The organism is Sphingomonas paeninsulae, from assembly GCF_003660165.1.
GTDB classification, from domain to species: domain Bacteria; phylum Pseudomonadota; class Alphaproteobacteria; order Sphingomonadales; family Sphingomonadaceae; genus Sphingomonas_O; species Sphingomonas_O paeninsulae.
In genome coordinates this window covers 2,308,748-2,326,890 of sequence record NZ_CP032829.1, presented here as the reverse complement: position 1 = coordinate 2,326,890, position 18,143 = coordinate 2,308,748, and the positions used below count along the sequence as shown (strand labels likewise).

Below are 18,143 nucleotides of genomic sequence, written 5' to 3'. Positions count from 1 at the left end.
CGGAGAAGGGGGTTTTGTTTTACCAGCGCGGTTTGCCTTTGCTCGCCCAAAGCAACACTTGTTTCCTCTTCTCGCATCGGCTGTTAATCAGGGCGCGCAATCGGAAGGACGGCACACTGGACTATAATCCGTTCTATTCGCTCGCGGGCTTCTTTGTCGGAATTCTCGTCGGGCTGACCGGTGTCGGTGGCGGGTCGCTAATGACACCGTTGCTGGTGCTGCTATTCAATTTCCACCCGGCGACCGCCGTTGGCACCGATTTGCTTTATGCTTCGGTGACCAAAACAGTCGGCACGGTGGTTCACGGCAGGCGTGGCACTGTCGACTGGCAGATCGTCAGGCGACTGGCCTCAGGCAGCGTCCCTGCCACCATCCTCACCTTGCTGGTCCTCGCCTATGAAGGGACACCGGGGCCAAAAACCGCGGGCGTGATAACTGCTGTTCTGGGCGCTGCATTGGTAGCGACGGCGTTTGCCATCCTGTTCCGCCCACGCATTCTGGCGTGGGCCGGACCGCGGCTCGAGGGCATATCGAATCGCGATACCATGCGATGGACCGTCCTTCTCGGGGTCGCACTGGGCGTGCTGGTTTCGATATCGTCAGTCGGCGCGGGTGCGCTTGGGGTAACCGCGCTGCTCATTCTCTATCCGACCGCGCCGATCAATCGGATCGCGGGCAGCGACATCGCTCACGCTGTTCCGCTCACGCTGATCGCGGGCCTTGGTCACTGGTATATAGGGTCGGTCAATTTCAGCTTGCTTGGTTCGCTTCTCATCGGATCTATCCCCGGAGTAATTCTGGGTAGCATGCTGGGCAGCCGTGCTCCCGACTGGGTCTTGCGACCGGTTCTGGCGTTAGTGCTGCTCATCGTTGGCGTAAAATTACTCACTTGAGACATGTCGGGCATTTACCGGCGCGGAGGTTCGTCTAAGCAAGCCCCGATGATCAAGGTTGCGAGTTATAATATTCACAAAAGCGTTGGTCTGGACCGGTTACGTCGGCCCGAGCGCATCCTTGATGTGCTGACAGAGATCGACGCCGATATCGTGGGTTTACAGGAAGCCGACCGACGGTTCGGCGACCGCGTTTCGGCCCTGCCTATCCAGATGATCGCCGACTATAGCGACTATGTGGCGGTTCCGGTGGGAGCGCGGCCCGACAGCATCGGCTGGCACGGTAACGCCATTCTGGTCCGCAAGGGGACCGAAATCCTGACACACGCGCGGATCGACCTGCCCACGCTGGAACCCCGAGGGGCGGTCTTGGCCGAGATTCGTATAAATGGCATCCGGTTACGGGTGGTAACCATGCACCTTGACCTGTCGGGCCTGTGGCGGCGCAAACAGGCCCGCGCGATCGTTGCCGCACTGGACGAACGTCATCCTCTGCCGACGATCCTGATGGGTGACCTGAACGAATGGCGACGCGAAAGTGGGTGCTTGCATGACTTCGGGCGGCATTATCGGTTCGCGCCAACGGGCAAGAGCTTTCACGCGCAACGTCCGGTGGCCCGGCTCGACAGGATTATGGCCGATCCATCGCTGCATTTCTCAGGTTGCGGCGTGCATCATAGCGTCCGTGCGCGCCATGCCAGTGATCACCTGCCGATCTGGGCGCGGGTCGAAACCGCCTAGCGCACACAAACCGATTTGGCTTTTCGGCGTGCAGCATTGTATCGGGCGACCATGGACGTTTCAGAACTTCGGATCGCATTGTTTAGCGGCAATTATAATTACGTCCGGGACGGGGCCAACCAGGCGCTGAACAGGCTTGTCGGATATTTGCTGAAACGGGGCGCGGAGGTTCGCGTTTATGCGCCGGTGGTCGAAAACCCGGCTTTTCCAGCGACTGGTGATCTGGTGGGCATCCCTGCCCTGCCCATACCCGGTCGTGCGGAATATCGAATACCGTTGATGCTGTCGCCGCAGGCCAGACGCGATCTGCATCGGTTCAAACCGAACCTGATCCACGTATCGGCACCCGAAATTCTGGGCCACAGCGCAGTGTCCTTCGCGCGACGCAACAAGCTGCCGGTTATTGCTTCGGTGCATACCCGGTTCGAGACCTACCCGCGCTATTACGGACTGGCATTTCTGGAACCGACCGTCACCGCATTGCTGCGACGTTTCTACCGGCGCTGCGACGCGATTGTCGCGCCCTCGGATTCTATGGCGCAACTGCTTCGCGAACAACGGATGAACTATGACGTCGGCATCTGGTCACGCGGTGTTGATCGGGAGATTTTCGCGCCCGAAAAACGCAGCATGGAATGGCGGCGGGGGCTTGGCCTCGCCGACAGCGACGTGGCAATCGGCTTTGTCGGACGGCTTGTCATGGAAAAGGGGCTCGACGTGTTCGCTGACACGATCGACGAACTGGAGCGGCGCGGCGTACGCCACCGTATTCTTGTCGTCGGTGAGGGGCCAGCGCGCGAATGGTTCGAACGACGATTGCCAAATGCTGTGTTCGCCGGGTTTCAGGCGGGGCCGGATCTGGGCCGCGCCGTCGCTTCGATGGATATGCTGTTCAACCCAAGCGTGACTGAGACTTTCGGCAACGTGACGCTAGAGGCGATGGCGTGCGGCTTGCCCGTCGTCGCCGCCATCGCGACGGGCAGCGAGAGCCTGGTAAGCGAAGGTTTAACCGGTAGGCTCGTGAGGCCCGGCGCGATATCAGGCTTTGCCGACGCGCTGGAGAATTACATCACCGACCCGCACCAGCGTGCCGCCGCCGGTCAAGCCGGTGCCAAAGCGGCAGATCGGTATAGCTGGGATGCGATAAACGGTGCGCTTGCCAGCACATATTTGCGGATCGTGCGGCAGCGACAGGGGGGCGGTGGCCCCCCGCGCCGTAGTCCAGTGCCTTAATAGGCAGGAGTCGCGCGGGATTGTTGCCGCTTTCGCTCCGCCGTGGTGACCGGACTCCACAGATGCAGTGTCCGGCACGGGCGGCTCTGGATTTCCGCCTGCTCGGAAAGATAAGTTCGTTCAATTTTCGTTAGTCTCTTCAAACGGCGTCGATCCAGTCGAACGTCAGAGGCGCTTCACGAAAGGCAAAGCGATCCAGATGGCGGGACAAAGCCCCCTTCAGACCTTCAAGCTGATCGTCTGAACTCGCATCGATCCGGCATTCCAATGTATTGGGATGTGCGATCATCGTCACCAGACCGTCGGCAGGCCAGTCGGCTCCCCGCGCATCCCGCGGGAATTTGACTGTGCCTGCTTCCGGCGTGAAATCGACCTCCAGATTGTGCGCCCAATGTTTGCAGAGCTGTTGCAGATAACGGCTACCACTGGCGGTCGGCACCTGCGCCGTGCTGGAGGTTGTCATCATAGACGCTCGATCTTTTGCGCGACTTCATCGAGCAGCGCCGCGACATCATGCAATGTGTCGGTCGTCACGTCATCAGCCGAAAGTCGATTACCGAGCACCATCCGCAAATTGCCCATTGCGCGCCGGATCGTAGCGCCATCGGTTTTTTCCCGCATCGCTCCAAGTTCGGCAAGACGCTGGAACAGCGCTTTGACTTCATCGGCTTTTGCCAGCAGTTCGGCGGCACCGACTTCGGTAATCGCAAACTGCTTTTTCGCACCTTCGCTGGTTGCCTGTGCAATCAGACCCATATCGTCGAGCAATGTCAGCGTCGGGTAGATGACACCGGGGCTCGGTGCATAGGCACCGCCGGTACGATCCTCAATTTCACGGATGAGGTCGTAACCGTGGCGGGGCTGTTCTTCAATCAGTTTGAGCAGGACAAGCCGAAGCTCACCTGAATCGAATACGCGACGACGACCACCGCCTCTTTCGCCACCACCAAAACCGCGCCCGAAGCCGCGATCTGGACCGCCGCGGCCCATGTGGCCCCAAATGGCAAAACGTCCATGCGCGCCATGATGGCCGCGCTCTTTATGTATGTGAAACAATTTTGATTCCTTTTCTGTAATCACAAACCATATCTAAGATATATCTTGATTGTTGCAAGAGGCCAGTGGGATTTTTTCGTAGACACCCTATCTTGGGGCGATGACTGACCTGTTCGCATCCGAGATTCCGACCAAAGACGCAGACACAGGCGGCGGCCCCCTTGCAGACCGGTTGCGCCCGACGAACCTCGGCGAAGTCGTTGGGCAGGATCATCTGACCGGCCCCGATGGCGCGATTGGCAGGATGGTTACCGCCGGCAAGCTGGCATCGATGATTCTGTGGGGGCCGCCGGGCACTGGCAAAACGACGATCGCGCGGCTGTTAGCCGATGCGGTCGGATTGCGGTTCGAAAGTATTTCTGCCGTCTTTTCAGGCGTTGCAGACCTGAAACGCGTCTTTGCTGGCGCGAAGGATGCCGCAAGACTTGGGCAGCGCACGTTGCTGTTCGTTGACGAGATCCACCGGTTCAATCGCGCGCAACAGGACGGTTTCCTGCCCTACGTCGAGGACGGCACAATTACATTGGTCGGTGCTACGACCGAGAACCCCAGCTTCGAGCTAAACGCCGCTTTGCTCAGCCGCGCACAGGTGCTGGTACTGCACCGGCTTGATGCTGCCGCGCTGGAGGAATTGCTAAGGCGGGCGGAACAGGTCGAGGACCGCGCCATTCCCCTGACTACCGACGCGCGCACAGCATTGATCGCGAGCGCCGATGGCGACGGGCGGTTTCTGCTCAATCAGGCGGAAACATTGTTTTCGGTGAACATTGCCGACCCACTCGATCCGGCAGCACTTTCGGCTCTGCTCCACCGCCGGATGCCGATCTATGACAAGGATCGCGAGGGGCATTACAACCTGATTTCGGCATTACATAAATCGTTGCGCGGGTCCGATCCACAAGCCGCGCTTTACTATCTTGCGCGGATGCTGGTGGCTGGCGAAGAACCGCTTTACGTCCTGCGCCGCCTTGTGCGCTTTGCCAGCGAGGACGTTGGACTGGCCGATCCACAAGCACTGATCCAGTGTCTTGCTGCAAAGGATGCTTATGACTTTCTAGGCTCGCCCGAGGGTGAGCTGGCGATCGTGCAGGCTTGTCTCTATCTGGCAACCGCGCCGAAATCGAATGCGGCATATCAAGCACAGAAAGCGGCGTGGCGAAGTGCGAAGGATACCGGGTCGCTGATGCCGCCGATGAATATCGTCAATGCGCCGACAAAACTGATGAAGACGTTGGGTTATGGCAAAGGCTATGCGTACGACCCGGATACGGTGGATGGCTTTTCAGGCGCGAACTATTGGCCCGACGGATTGAGCGCGCAGGAATATTACACCCCCTCCCCGCGCGGTTTCGAGGCCAAGATCGCCGAACGGATAGCCCATTGGGACCGGCTGCGAAGTGAGCGTGAGCAATGAGAGATTGAAGCCTCGGTTTGCGCATTACGTAGCGATCGACTGGTCGGGAGCAGTTGGGGCACGGCAGCCTGGCATTGCCGCCGCAATTTGTTCGAACGGCATCACAGCCCCTGTCCTGCTGCGTCCGGCCCATATCTGGTCGCGCGAAGACGTCCTAGATTGGCTGATAAACGAATTGCCGGGCAACACTCTCGTCGGCCTGGACCTGAGCGCAGCGTTCGCGTTTGCAGACTGCGGCGCCTATTTTCCGGGCTGGGACGAAAGTCCACCCGACGCACGTTCGCTTTGGGCAATGGTCGATCGGATTGCGGCCAGTGATGGCAATCTGGGTGCATCAACCTTCGTTGATCATACAGAGGCATCACGGCATTTTCGTCCTCACGGGGACGAACCGGTGATCTGTTTTCAGGAACGTCCGGACGGTTGCGCAAGGCTGAAATCGCACAACGCGAACAGGGACTGAACCCCTATAGCAACTTCAATCTGGTGGGAGCCGCGCAGGTTGGGAAGTCCAGCCTGACCGGGATGCGAATGCTCCACAGGCTGGGCACCCGCTTCCCCATCTGGCCCTTCGACCCTGTTCCTGCAACTGGATCGGTCATAGCGGAGATTTATACCAGCGTGGCCGCGATTGCCGCTGGCCTGCCGAAAGGGCGCACGAAAATGCGCGATGCGGCTTCGCTCGATTCGGCATTGATCAACATCGGAAGCGAACCACACGAGCCGCTTACACGCTATACAGACCACGCAACTGACGCGATTCTGACCTCCGCATGGCTCCGAGCCGTCGCAGAAGACCCGAAATTGTGGAATCCACCAGGTTTAAATGCGGTTGCAGCAACCGAGGGGTGGACGTTCGGCGTCCGCTGACGCAAAGGAGGCCAACGCACGTCGTGCGCCGGCTTAGCTCAGTTGGTAGAGCACCTGATTTGTAATCAGGGGGTCGCGAGTTCGAACCTTGCAGCCGGCACCATAGCTTCCTAACCCTCTACAAAGGGCGGAAACTCCCAGAAAACAGGGCTTTTTTGACGGGTGACTGTTACAATCGTAACAGGGGAATGACCATGTGCACCTATCTAGATCAAGTCGGCGCAACCTACTATTTCCGCCGCTCCGTGCCTGATGATATTCGGGGCAAGTTGCTTACGGCCAATGGCAACCCAAGGTCGGAGTTCAAAATATCTCTGAAAACCAAGGACCGCGAGACAGCCAAGCGGTTAATCCCGGCCCATACGATCGAAACAGATCGCGTCTTTGCCGAGGCGCGGTCGATCGTTCACGCCCCCGCCCCCGCTCCCCGCATCAGCAATCCAGCGGATTGGATCACTGAGCGGGAGCTAAACGGGATTGCCCAACTGGATGCGGACAACTCCCGCCGTGAGGACAAGCGCGAAAAATTGGAGCCAATGATCGCGTTTCTAGAAGGACGGCTATCGGGCTCCACCGAGCAAATGTCCCCGGAGCTTCGGGCTATGAAGTTCATACGGGACGACGAAATCTACTCTAGGCGACTCGTGGAGGACGCGCTCAGAGTTTTGCGGGCAGAGACAGCGGAATTGTGGAAGAACGCTGCCAGCGATGCTCCCACAGCCCCCGACCCCAAAGCCCAGCCGTCAAGGCCGTATCCTTGATGGCAATCTATGATGCCTACGCAAAAGCTCAGGGTTTGAAGGCCGTTGTTGCGACGGAAGGCCACGCCAGCGTGAAAGATTTCAAGACATTCCTGGGCCATGACGACGCGGCCCGCGTGACTGAGGATAATGTCCGGGATTGGCGGAACGCTCTAGCTGCTGAGACGACCAACAGGGGCAGACTTCGTGACCCCCAGACGGTCAAGAAGCGTATCGGCATACTTAGCTCGATCCTGCGCTGGGCAAAAGAAGAACGATTGATACCCAACAACGTGGCCAACTCCGTTGTAGTTCGCGTCCCGAGAAAGCCTAATCTTAGAAACTCGGATTTCACGGCAGCGGAGGCCAAGGCTATTTTGACAGCCAGCCTACTGCCATCGGCTACCCGGCTGAGCGAACAGAACAAATTAGCCCGGCGCTGGATACCTTGGTTGTGCGCCTACACGGGTGCCCGAGTAGGTGAAATGAGCCAGCTTCGCGGGCAAGACGTGACACAGATAGACGGTATTTGGGCCATAAGAATAACTCCGGAGGCTGGGACGGTTAAGGATGGAAACGCTAGGATCGTGCCTATTCACCCTCACTTGATCAAGCAGGGGTTTCTTGCGATAGCTGAAAAGGACGGGCCGTTATTTTATGATCCCGCCCGCCAGCGGGTACAGTCCACCGATAACCGGCACTTCAAAAAGGTAGGAGAGAGGCTGGCCACTTGGGTCCGTACTGAGGTCGGCATTACCGACCGCGCCGTGAAACCTAATCATGGCTGGCGGCATCTGTTCAAGACACAGGCAATTGCATCCAACATGCTAGAACGGACATCGGACGCAATCACAGGTCATGCCCCTAAATCTGTCGGGCAGACCTACGGCAGCGTACCTATCAAGGCCATGGCCGAGGCAATCGACAAGATGCCCTGCTTTGCTGTTGACGGGACTGAGGGCAGGCAAGGTTTTTAAGAGAAACTATATAGGCCAATAGTGTTTGGCGACTAGATAACCAACAATGAGAACAGCAAGCACGCCCCCAACTGCTTGAACGAAAAGACCAGACAAAATCTCTGGAACCCATCCCGAGCGCCGTCTACCTTTTGGTAGCTGGTTCTTACCCTCATGTAAGTGTATGCCGTCCCGCCCGTTGCCGTAAGAATGATGATTATTAATTTCAGTATCGGATGATAGGTCAACATTAACGCCATCGCGTCCGTTGTGAGACGTATCGGAATTGTTAATCCGTACAACCACCCAATTATCCTTTATTTTTACGGGCTTTGGCCAAGGCAGTGCGTCGCTCCTTGCGGTTTGGCCCACTTGACCGTTCCATCACTGCGGGTTTGTCCACTACAATCCCATCCCCTGCATTACCAATAGCATGAAAACTACTTACGTCGATGTTGTGCCCCGTATCAACAATTCGCAAACCATCGCCCCCATGATTGAAGACCGTAGTACGACTAACCCGCACGTTTATGGGAGTTGAGCCATCGGGAGTAACGATTGCGAACGCGGCCCTTACATGTTGAGCCTGTTCCCAAGGACCAATGAACATTCCGGGGATAGCCCGGCTACATGTTCCGTGTCATATATGGAAACACCTTCGACATGCATGGGCAATTATCCGTTTTAGTAAGCACCTTTTAGACCGATACTAGATAGGTATGTTTGAAAAGGTCATCAAGTGCGGCCGTCTGTTGCAATAGTGCAGCCCCGGACCGTGGTTTGTAAAAATTGCCACTACAGCAAGAACAGCAATAGCAGTGCAACTTCAGAGGTCAGCGGCTTCCTGAGCGACGACGTATGCCAGCGGAAGGCCAATCCATGATTTCAGCGCCTCCCCGGTCTTGTTGTAATTGTTGGCAGGGGACGCCTGCCCGGCAATTCGGGGGGCAGGTGCCACCGGGGCCGCTTGCGGACTCTGGGGGCAGCCTGAGCGGCCTGAGCGGGGGCCGCAGCCGGGGTCATCGCGGCAGCGGTCATGGCATCCGAGGGCGCGAAGCCCAGCGCGGTTTCCAAGCCACCGTTTGCGACATCCTCTTGCGTGATTTCACCATTTCGAATGGCGAGGGCCACGCTATCACGGGCCATTGTGGGGAGCATCGCCGACATTGCTACAATGCTACCCGTAGCGTTATATTCCGTCAGGGCATGATGGTAGCTGTTAACCGTGGCATCGTCGCTGGCACCGATTACCGCGATGGTGCGGACAATCTCATTGCCCATTGCCGGATTGCTTTGGATGAAGCTGTTTAGCGCAGCCTCATATCCCTGTTGCAAACTCACGCCGTTAACTGCGGAGGCTTTAGCCTGTCTGGATACCCCGCTGGCATCATGGCCATTGCCGTGGATGATCGCGAGGGCAGCATTGATTTTCACCCGCTGGCGATGGGTCAAGGCGGTCATACCCGGACCGCCGCCAATACGGACTTAGTGGGAAACACGGACCGGAGATAGTTGGATACGCGGCGGATAGCCCCAGCAAACCGGGGGCTGCGGGACCGTTCCCAATCTTTCAACGTCTCAGCACAGACATCCCAAGCTGCCTCTACCGTGGCCGCCGAATAACCGTGCAACAGGGATGAATAGGGACGGCCTGACAGTGACGGCCAATTGGCAGCCATGCGCCGCGCTTCCCGGCAAAAGCGGTATGTGGCCTGAGCTACCTCTAACGGGTTTGTCAGTTGAGATGGGGCCGGAATGCAAGACAGCCAAAGCCCGATTGCAGACCACTTGGCCTCCTCAACCGCCGCATCCGCCAATGACCCAGCCTGTACCCGCAAAGCCGTTAGGGCATCACTGGGATAGGCAGCCGGGTTGTAAGGCGTCTGGAACTTATATGGTGGAGCGACGGGGAGCCGTAGCGCCTCAGTGTGCAAGTCTTGCTGTGGGGCGTTGCGGCGGAGGCTCTTGAGGGTGTGAATGGTGGCAGTCATTAGGCTGCCACCGGCCCTGTTAGGTGCCCCCGGCGCATTGCCGCAAAGTACCGATCAAAAGCTGCTTCCGGGTTTCCGGGGCAAGGTCCATGATGATGGAGGGGATAGCCTCGGGCTTGCGTGTGACGAGGTAAGCCATGGCCTCCCTGTCCAGCGCCCCGAAGCCGTTGACCGTACGTTTAGCAAAGTCCGATTGGCGAGTATTCGCGTGGTAGGCCCGTGCATCATAGACGATGGTGTAGCGGGATTGGATGGCGTTAGGTTGCTCACCCGCTGGGGTCGTAACCGTGACGGTAATATCCCCAAACTTACTAAAGAGCTTGTCCAAGTCCGCCCGCGCTTCCGCAATGGCGTAGGCCGTCAAAGCATCCTGAGCGGAGCTTATAGCGGAGGCAAGCCGGAGGGTTTCCTTGGCTGCACCCGATAGACGGGCGAAGGTAGCGGTATCATCGACGGCAATAGCACGGGAAGCCCTCAACCCAGCCACGTCGGCCATAAGGGCCACACGGACGGGGGAGGCGGTAACTGTGTTCATTAGTGATCCTAGTAAGCTGAGCGGGATGCTCAGACGGGGAAGGGGAATTAAACGGAGAGGGTGGCGGCGCGGTTGAGGCGTGCAGCATTGGCGGCGCGAACGGCTGCAATCCGTTCTGGAATGGCGTCCTCCTTGCGGGGTGCCAGCGTCAGGGGGCGGGGAACAGGATGGTCCACCGCATATGCGCGCATGACATCCCCAGCGGGGGTCCGCCCGGGCTTCCTGCGTAGGGCATAATCGGGGAGCGGAAGGCCCAGGATTTCGCATGTTGCCCGGAGGCCCATGAGAGCCCGCTTGTCCGCACGTTCAAAATATCCAGCGGCAGCTTCGCTGTTCAAAACTTCATCGTCAATTTCGTAGATCGCCAAGACATTTCCTATGGCTGGGCCACGCGCGAATAGCTCGCGGACGGGTTGTGGAATACAGGGGTTTCATCCCGGCAGCCCCGTGGGTCGCCAAGGTCATATCGTTCCAATGAAGGATATAGATGTCCCCCGTGGTTATGTGGGGCTGGGCGTAGTTCCCCGAACGGCGCGTAAAAGCCTTGCCGTGGTCCGCATGTCTTTCAGGCATTGCAGTACCCGCTCATTCCCCGCGATGGTGTGGGGGGTGGCTAACGGCTCCGGGAAAATGTCGGCTGTCACCAATGCTGCCGCCTCGTAGGCTTCGACATCATCGGGACGGATGCGGATTAGCTTGGGACCAAGGCGCATCACTGTAAGCCTTCCCTTGTCGATTTCCGAATAGACGAATGACATGCTGCATCCCCACTTCTCAGCGAGTGTTTTCACGGTCAGCGCGTAAGCCATGGTCATATCCTTAAGGCAGGGGCAGCCCGATCGCTGCCCCGTTGATTAGTCGTTGAGTAAATTATAGACAGCCCGGTCTAGGGGATGGCTGCGGAGGTATTTGGCGGTCTTGGGGTCCGCCCTGTCCGATGGCCTGCCGGTGCGCTTGGACACATAATCGTGAGCCGCTGTCGCCAGTTGTTCATAGGTTATGGCCATGCGCTCGATGCCCCGCCTGCCTTCAACGACCGCGACCATGGCCGGGTGGCCATTGTTGTCGTAGCGCAGGAGCGTCTGGGGGTCCGTGTTGGCAGCAATGCCAAGCTGGGCAAGATGCTCGTTATACACCTTGGTGAACACCGCTGCGGCGTCCCGGTCCTGTAGGCCAAGCATCTGCCCAAGCGGAGCGGTGCCAGCCTTATTGGTCCAAGCAAACTGCCCATAGCGTTCGTATTCCCCGGATGCCTTGGCAGCGCCAACGGCCTCTTTCATCAGGGTTTCAGTCGTCTGCCCGGAATTGTTACCGGCTGTGGCAACATGGCTTAGGGCCACGCGCTTGACGATGCTTTCGCCAAGGGTGCCTAGGTTCGCCACCCCGCCCACATCAAAGAAGTACCCGCGCTGGGAACTAAGCACAGCGGACATGCTGGATACCACCTCCTTGCGCCGCTCTGGGGATACATCAGCGGTGCCATACTGGGCAGCGTCCCCAAAGGTTTTGGAGAACGCAACAATGGGGTCGGTATGCTGACGGACTAAGCTGTCATATTTCTGCATGACCGCGTGATAGGAGCCATAGTAAGCAAGAGCGGCGGCGGGTTTGGCAGCGTAAAGGCCATGCCATTGCTGATAAACCCGTTCAAAGTCTTTGCTGTACTGTTCCCCGGCTGAGGCTTCGACCCCTGCCCGGGCAGCGTTCTTGACCGCATCCGAGACGTACCCGCCTTGGAAGGTCCGCACTATGTTGGTGAGGTTCCCGCCGACCCAATCGTTATTGGCCTGAGCCTCGATCAAGTCCTTGTTCACCCCAGCCATAACGGCTTGGACGGGGTTGCCCGCTGTCCATGCAGTAACCGCAACTAGCGCCTTGGCGTGTTCCTCGCGGTCCGCCTCATTGCGCTTGTATGCGCGCTCCTCATCCCGGTTAGCCTGTTCCCAAGCCCGGTCCCGCTTCTTGTTCCAAGCGGCTATGGCCATGTCAGTGACGGTCATGCCAGCCGAACGTTCATCCTTGGCGTCAAAGACATCCACATTAAAGCCCGTGCTGCGTTTGATGTCCCCATTGATGGCCGCAAGGTCCGCCGCTGCCTCCAAGGGGCTGGTAAAGCTGCCCTCTACGGCGTCACCACCATGGACCCGCATGTCATGGCGGATCAGCCGCTCAACAAACGCTGGGGTAGAAGCCGCAAGGCCATTAGCCCGATTGCCGAACTTCAAATATTGTTCGTCCAGCTTGTCCACCTCATCCGGGTTTAGCCGGGAATAGGCAGGGCTTCGCCGCATAACCTCAATCGCATAGCCGTTACCGGACTGCATTAGATCGCGGGCGGTGCCGACAAGGAACTTGTGATAATTCGTATCGTCCATGCCGTGAGGCTGGCCAAGCATACCGCTAAAGGACGCCATCGCTTGAGAGGCGGCTACGCCATCATCGGTCCCTCCGCTTTCCAATCGCGCCTGTGAGGCCGCAATGGTTTGGAGGGTGGCTCCCCCGGACATGACAGCCGTATGCTGGGCGTCCACCGCTTCCTGCTGCTGCCATCCATACCGCTCTTTGGCGATGGTGTTGAGCAATGGGGCGGATGCTTCCAGCAAGCCCTTTTGTATCTGTTGGTCTGCGAAGGGGTCCCCGGTCATGGCCTTACCCGAACTGCTGGCGACATGGGCCGCTAGTTCCTGCGGGTTCATCCGCTTCAAGGTGTCCATGTCCGTAAGCTGGGTGGACTGCCACGTACTGACAGCGGCTTGAGCCGTGTAGAACTGAGCGCCCTGAGCGAAGCCGCTTGGACCAAACACTTTGGAGGTCACGCTGTCTGGGTGGCTTATCTCGGTAAGGGCAATGCCGCTCTGGGCCTTGGTGTAGCCCTCAAAGAACTTCTCTTGCTGCTTACGCTGCACGTAGGGTTCGACAAGCTGACCGAAATACTGGCCTAGCCCGGTCGCTAGGTCCCGGGGTTGCTTTCCATGCCAGCGGTAATGGCCCGCCCTTCGGACTGCCCACCGACTATCTCGGCTCCCCTGTGGCTACCCGTCGCTTGCGTTGCGCTCTGCGACGGGGCCGTAGGATTAAAGGCAAAGGATTGCCGTGTAACTTGTCGGTTATCGTATCCGGTAGCCATGCGGCTCCTAATTGAGTTGAGAGATTGGGCCATCATTGGCAAATAGATTTACGACTGGGGCGGCTGGCTCGTTGTCGGTCATGTACTGCAATACGCGGTCGTGAAGTGCGGAGCGTAAAACCCGGCCATTGCACAGGTCCGTGTACAGCATACGGTCATTGACCGCAGCTTTGCCGAAGGCATCCCCAGAGATCATTGAAACGGCCAAGTAGTTAGTAACCGACTGACGAAGTGTAAGGGTCATGGTGTTTGCCTTCCGTTGGTGGAAGTGCAGCCATGGCCGATACCAATTGTTGCGGTCAAGCAACAATTATCATTTGTCTGTAATTAAATAAGGATCATTACTACTATAAGATATACTATACCCATCCCACTGATAGGGTTTAGTGTCATACATCGAGTATAATCTTTTCTCTCGTTAGAATGGCTCAGCACGGTAAAGAGCTAATTGCTTATGCGCCGTTCACAAACAGGCAGCATCTTGCGGAAGCCATAGGGCCACGCCATGCTGAACCAATCGAATGAGAGATAATTGTTTAATTGTGATACAATGGGGATACCCCTGTTATACCAAGGTTATAATCTACTCTATCCTATACTACTATATCATGATGATAGTATGGTTAGAAGGTGGGTAGAGGATGTCCGGGTCCCTCCTCAAATAGATATGAGTTAGTAGCCGCACTCGTCCTGTACCTCATGATGATTAGTCGTTGAGAAGTCTGGGTGAGAGTTTGTCCGGTGATCCCCGATACCCCTTGCGGGATACGTCCCTCTGGCTTGCGCCGTCTGAGGATCATGGATGCTTGCGCACCCTGTGAGTGTATGTGGGCCTAGCCCTGCTGATATAGGCCATTGGCCGGTCGTAGTGTGCACCGATAGAACAAATGGTTCCTATGGGTTTACGGTATCAAAGTGAAATAGCACGTAAGCTACTGAAAATGCTGAATAGTATTCCAATCTGAGTGTTGGGTGGCTCATAACGTATCTAATGAGCCACCTGCGCTATTAGGGAAGTAGCTGAGGGGGCTTCTCTCCCCCTTCCAGAGCAAACTCAAACTTAGCCCTCTGTCGAGCCAAATACTGTTCAGCTGCCTGTGTCTGTTGCTCGTCACGCACCATAAATGTCTCGAAACTCGCCTGCTTTTTGTCGCTCACCGCCTGCTGTTTTTGTTTCTCAACTGCCTCTGCACAGTAACGCTTCACACTGGCTGGGGAAATCTTGAAGTGGGCAGCGGTGTCTTTAATGCTGGCCCCTTGCTCACCACGCCATGCGGCGACCGCTGCCCCGTCATTAGTCTTAGGACGGCCAAGGCTTTCCTTGCCCCTATGCGTCTTGCCTGTCTCAGCCAATGAGCTACGCGCCTTTGCCCTGCCATCGCCCGTCCGTTGGGCAATGTTACGGCGTTCCATGTCTGCGACCTGAGCGAGTACCGCTAAGACAATCTCCCCCGCCCCCCGGCCAATGAGGCCAAGGCCATGGATGTCCACTGTTACCCCAGCATCGATCAACCGGCGAACCGTGGACTGCACATCAAGCGCGTCACGGCCCAGCCGGTCCACTGCATAGACGCAAACGGTATCCCCCTGCGGACCTGCTCCAATAGCTTAGCGAAGCCCGGGCGGTCCGCTGCCATGATGAGGCCGCTAACCCCGATGTCCTCATAGGTCTTATCGAACTCCCCGCCCATGGTGCTGCGCTGAGCTTCAATGCTTTGGTCCCCGGTGGACACGCGGAGGTAGGCAATACGATGGGACATGATGGCGGCTCACAAGTTAGGGGTTGGCGATAACCCGGCTCATAAGCTGGCCAAAATAGGCTGTCAACCTATGTTATGATCTATAGCGCGGAACTTACAAGTTACGAGCCATTGCCAACGGGCGGGGTAGTCCTCCGTTTCCGGCAAAGGGGTCAGGTCACCCCTCTACGGAGTAAATGGCGCTCAGGATTTGTCGGAGTTGCCGTCTCGCATATCTCTATCATTTTCAGGTCGTAAGCAAAACGCCATTGTCCAGCCGCTCCGAGACTTAACGGACCCGGCGTTCGTCAGCGAAAACCTAAACGATAGGCGTGTTTTGAGGCTGTCCAATGAAGCCTTGCGTACTATGCGCACAAACGCTGCGTGTAGAAAACGTATGGACATGATGCCGCATTATTGCGACTTATACGACAGCGGAGAAATTGAGGTAGGTTCTTGGCCCTTCTGGAAGGGGCTTCGAGTGGTAGCCCGTTCCTCAAATTCTCCGCTAATCGCCAATCCGACCGTTGATGATCGAGTAGGCTACTCCGTCCGGGGACACTATCTATAGTAGTAACCCTGACCGAAACCGCTCCGTATAGTCGCCTATTTGGAAATCTATACAAGGGCGTAAATACAAACTTCATCACTCGGTTCGTCGCAATTTCGATTCGGTTAGGCCGCACGGCCCATGTGATGGGGGCGAAAGTTCAAAGCGCCAATTGCACACTGTTCCCTTTTCGTTCCAAATATCCCTTATGTCGAACCGCAAGCCCGTCCCACTGTCAGACATCCAAATGCGCCTGAGGATCAGGCTCAGCACCGCCCCTAGATGGTGGTTTAAAGAACTATGGTCGCCCAAGGGAGTTAGCCCCAACCGGGTCGAGGATGATCTAGTCGAGCATCTGACAAGGGGCTGGGAGCGGTATGAAGTTACGGAGGAACCCTACATTGTGTTTGGGAAGCCTAAAGATGGGGCCTTTGACCAGACACATGCGGTTGTAGAAGCAATTCATTGTGTTAGCAGGCCCACATGGGGGCTAGCGTGAGACACTTTAGGCGAAGCAAGTATTTCGGTCGTGAGACACGGGCGTGAAAACCGTATTCGTTATTGGGGCCGGGGCAAGCGCGGAATTAGCACCTGCTGGACATATGCCGATAGGTTCGCAACTCGCCGATCGCATTGAAATGAGACTGAACAGCGAACTAGCAAACTTTGCCTCAGGTTCAAATGAGGTTTTTAACGCACTTTCGAGAAGCTCTACTGGTGTTACTGATGAACATCGCTCAGCCATGATCCGTATTAGAGACACCATCCATTCTGAAAACTCAATCGATGACTTGGTAAACGGTTGGTCAGATATTCCGTATCTTACCACTGTGGCTAAATACTGCATTGCTGCTGAGATATTGCAAGCTGAAAGTAACTCATATCCGGGGCCGATTGGTACCGATATGTTCAATACTGTCCAATTGGAGGGCAGGCCTGCGACGGCTATGAACCAATTTTTCAATACTGGGCCGGACAATCCCGAAAAGATTAACTTATATGGCGCGACCGGCTGCTCAGATTTTATTGAAAACTACAAAGAACGTATTTTCTAACCTGCCCTTGCGAACCTTAGCGAAACTGTTACAGTCGGCTAGTACAATAGCAACAGTGCCTCAAAATTAATTGCTTGTTTTCAATGGTTTATAGGTCGCGAGTTCGAACCTTGCAGCCGGCACCATTATTCACTCACTTAGCTATAAGACACACCCCCTATGGGGCACCTCTCATAGGCTCCAGATAACACGCCGTGCACCGTGACGCGTCTGGGGCAGGCGAAAGCGAGCGGGTTGGGCTGGGCCGGTCAAAAGGTTGAGACCCGCGATCTGGATCAACAACATGGCATGGCCGACCATCGGCACACACAGTCCTTTGACGCGGGCATCGCAGACGACTGTTGCCACCGCGACCGAGTGGGCCAGGGATTATCCGGCACGACACGCTTCCAACGGAGCATGTCACTTAGGATTCGGTCAGCCTTCGGCTCGCCTCGGCTTAAAAAGCGGTTACCATCGAGATGGTCGGTAACGGGGCCATCCCAATAATAAGGATGCCCAACACTCAGGAACAACCTTCGGCGGCGAACGCTATCTCTGTGGAATTGATAACGTGCCTGCCCGCCTTCTCCCGGAGCACTGCTTCGACCAATAGAGCGGCAACGGTCGATGCGGGACTGATACGGGCGCTTGCGGGAAGGATCGGGGCAGCGATACGCAACAGCGGGCCAATGATCTGCTCCATTAGCCGAGGCTCGCTGCGCTCTCCGCCGAGGAAACCCGGGCGCACAATCGTCAGCGATGGGAAATCGAGGCGACCAATGGCGTCTTCAAGCTCGCCCTTAGTGCGGGTATAGCGAAACCGCGATCGCGCATCCGCCCCCATGGAAGAGGTTAGCGCAAAGCACTTCGCGCCGCCCTTACGGACCTGCGTTGCGATGGCGAGTGCGTAGTCATGGTCGATAGCGCGATAAGCTGCGGCCGATCCGGCCTTCGCACGCGTCGTACCCAGCGCACAGATCGCGCTATCGATTGCCCACCAGTCGGCGTCGTACGGCAGGTCCGTACTATTCACGATTGGGTTCAGCAGCTTCGCGTGCGGCCGTAGCGGCCGCCGCGTCGGTGCAACGACCTGCGTCACACGCCTGTCCTCCAGCAACAGCTTCAGCGTCGCTGTGCCGACCATACCTGTAGCACCTGCCAAGAGAATCTTTGTCATCGCTGCCTATCTAGGAGCATGCCGGTAGAGATATAAGACCCGGGTTCAGAAGTGATACAGTGGCTTATACGTCGAAGCTTTATC

General features: G+C 57.1%; 18 protein-coding genes, 1 tRNA gene and 1 pseudogene. 10 read left to right on the top strand and 10 right to left on the bottom strand.

Annotation, left to right across the window (positions count from 1 at the left end):
- Positions 1-116 precede the first annotated feature (116 nt).
- The 3 genes from D3Y57_RS16860 to D3Y57_RS16850 are packed head-to-tail and all read left to right on the top strand — an operon-like array spanning position 117 to position 2,867.
- Positions 117-893: a sulfite exporter TauE/SafE family protein gene (locus D3Y57_RS16860; RefSeq protein WP_121156100.1), complete on the top strand. Its 777-nt coding sequence runs from the start codon at positions 117-119 to the stop codon at positions 891-893.
- Positions 894-941: 48 nt separating this feature from the next.
- Positions 942-1,634, top strand: a complete 693-nt coding sequence (locus D3Y57_RS16855) for an endonuclease/exonuclease/phosphatase family protein (protein WP_121154456.1) — start codon at positions 942-944, stop codon at positions 1,632-1,634.
- Between the two features lie 51 nt (positions 1,635-1,685).
- Complete coding sequence (locus D3Y57_RS16850) at positions 1,686-2,867, top strand: glycosyltransferase family 4 protein (protein WP_121154455.1); 1,182 nt, start codon at positions 1,686-1,688, stop codon at positions 2,865-2,867.
- 139 nt (positions 2,868-3,006) lie between these two features.
- On the opposite strand, the gene D3Y57_RS16845 is transcribed toward D3Y57_RS16850, so the two are convergent.
- The gene (locus D3Y57_RS16845) at positions 3,007-3,330 is read right to left on the bottom strand and encodes a DUF2218 domain-containing protein (protein WP_121156098.1); all 324 of its coding nucleotides are present in this window, start codon (positions 3,328-3,330) and stop codon (positions 3,007-3,009) included.
- The gene (locus D3Y57_RS16840; protein ID WP_121156096.1) at positions 3,330-3,857 is read right to left on the bottom strand and encodes a PadR family transcriptional regulator; all 528 of its coding nucleotides are present in this window, start codon (positions 3,855-3,857) and stop codon (positions 3,330-3,332) included. The genes D3Y57_RS16845 and D3Y57_RS16840 overlap by 1 nt, the downstream gene beginning before the upstream one ends.
- 166 nt (positions 3,858-4,023) lie before the next feature.
- Between D3Y57_RS16840 and D3Y57_RS16835 the strand changes: the two genes are divergently transcribed.
- From D3Y57_RS16835 to D3Y57_RS16815, 6 genes are all read left to right on the top strand, one after another.
- Complete coding sequence (locus D3Y57_RS16835) at positions 4,024-5,337, top strand: replication-associated recombination protein A (protein WP_121154453.1); 1,314 nt, start codon at positions 4,024-4,026, stop codon at positions 5,335-5,337.
- A 4-nt stretch (positions 5,338-5,341) separates the two neighbouring features.
- Complete coding sequence (locus D3Y57_RS21435) at positions 5,342-5,800, top strand: hypothetical protein (RefSeq protein ID WP_347400397.1); 459 nt, start codon at positions 5,342-5,344, stop codon at positions 5,798-5,800.
- Positions 5,761-6,207 carry a hypothetical protein gene (locus tag D3Y57_RS21430; protein ID WP_347400396.1) on the top strand — a complete coding sequence of 149 codons (447 nt, stop codon included), beginning with the start codon at positions 5,761-5,763 and terminating at the stop codon, positions 6,205-6,207. The genes D3Y57_RS21435 and D3Y57_RS21430 overlap by 40 nt, the downstream gene beginning before the upstream one ends.
- Positions 6,208-6,234: 27 nt before the next feature.
- Positions 6,235-6,310 (top strand) — tRNA-Thr (locus D3Y57_RS16825).
- A 91-nt stretch (positions 6,311-6,401) separates the two neighbouring features.
- Entirely contained in the window at positions 6,402-6,968 is a 567-nt protein-coding gene (locus D3Y57_RS16820; protein WP_162987174.1) for a DUF6538 domain-containing protein, read from the top strand.
- A complete protein-coding gene (locus tag D3Y57_RS16815) occupies positions 6,968-7,924 on the top strand; it encodes a site-specific integrase (RefSeq protein ID WP_121154449.1) in 957 nt (318 codons plus the stop codon). Before D3Y57_RS16820 ends, D3Y57_RS16815 begins: the two co-directional genes overlap by 1 nt.
- Before the next feature lie 864 nt (positions 7,925-8,788).
- On the opposite strand, the gene D3Y57_RS16805 is transcribed toward D3Y57_RS16815, so the two are convergent.
- The 7 genes and pseudogenes from D3Y57_RS16805 to D3Y57_RS16770 form a co-directional block, all read right to left on the bottom strand.
- A complete protein-coding gene (locus D3Y57_RS16805) occupies positions 8,789-9,364 on the bottom strand; it encodes a hypothetical protein (protein WP_121154445.1) in 576 nt (191 codons plus the stop codon).
- A gap of 549 nt (positions 9,365-9,913) precedes the next feature.
- Positions 9,914-10,429, bottom strand: coding sequence for a hypothetical protein (locus D3Y57_RS16795; RefSeq protein ID WP_162987173.1), 516 nt, complete (start codon positions 10,427-10,429; stop codon positions 9,914-9,916).
- A gap of 47 nt (positions 10,430-10,476) precedes the next feature.
- Entirely contained in the window at positions 10,477-10,797 is a 321-nt protein-coding gene (locus D3Y57_RS16790; RefSeq protein WP_121154439.1) for a hypothetical protein, read from the bottom strand.
- A 132-nt stretch (positions 10,798-10,929) separates the two neighbouring features.
- Positions 10,930-11,238 carry a helix-turn-helix domain-containing protein gene (locus D3Y57_RS16785; protein ID WP_162987172.1) on the bottom strand — a complete coding sequence of 103 codons (309 nt, stop codon included), beginning with the start codon at positions 11,236-11,238 and terminating at the stop codon, positions 10,930-10,932.
- 45 nt (positions 11,239-11,283) lie between these two features.
- The gene (locus D3Y57_RS16780) at positions 11,284-13,335 is read right to left on the bottom strand and encodes a hypothetical protein (protein WP_121154435.1); all 2,052 of its coding nucleotides are present in this window, start codon (positions 13,333-13,335) and stop codon (positions 11,284-11,286) included.
- 228 nt (positions 13,336-13,563) lie between these two features.
- A complete protein-coding gene (locus tag D3Y57_RS16775) occupies positions 13,564-13,800 on the bottom strand; it encodes a hypothetical protein (RefSeq protein ID WP_162987171.1) in 237 nt (78 codons plus the stop codon).
- 764 nt (positions 13,801-14,564) lie between these two features.
- Positions 14,565-15,247, bottom strand: a pseudogene (locus D3Y57_RS16770) (recombinase family protein).
- Positions 15,248-16,387: 1,140 nt separating this feature from the next.
- Between D3Y57_RS16770 and D3Y57_RS20255 the strand changes: the two are divergent.
- A complete protein-coding gene (locus tag D3Y57_RS20255) occupies positions 16,388-16,900 on the top strand; it encodes a hypothetical protein (protein ID WP_162987170.1) in 513 nt (170 codons plus the stop codon).
- A 505-nt stretch (positions 16,901-17,405) separates the two neighbouring features.
- Here D3Y57_RS20255 and D3Y57_RS16755 read toward each other — a convergent pair.
- On the bottom strand, positions 17,406-18,059 hold the full coding sequence (locus tag D3Y57_RS16755) for a Rossmann-fold NAD(P)-binding domain-containing protein (protein ID WP_121154427.1): 654 nt from the start codon (positions 18,057-18,059) through the stop codon (positions 17,406-17,408).
- Positions 18,060-18,143: the final 84 nt, after the last annotated feature.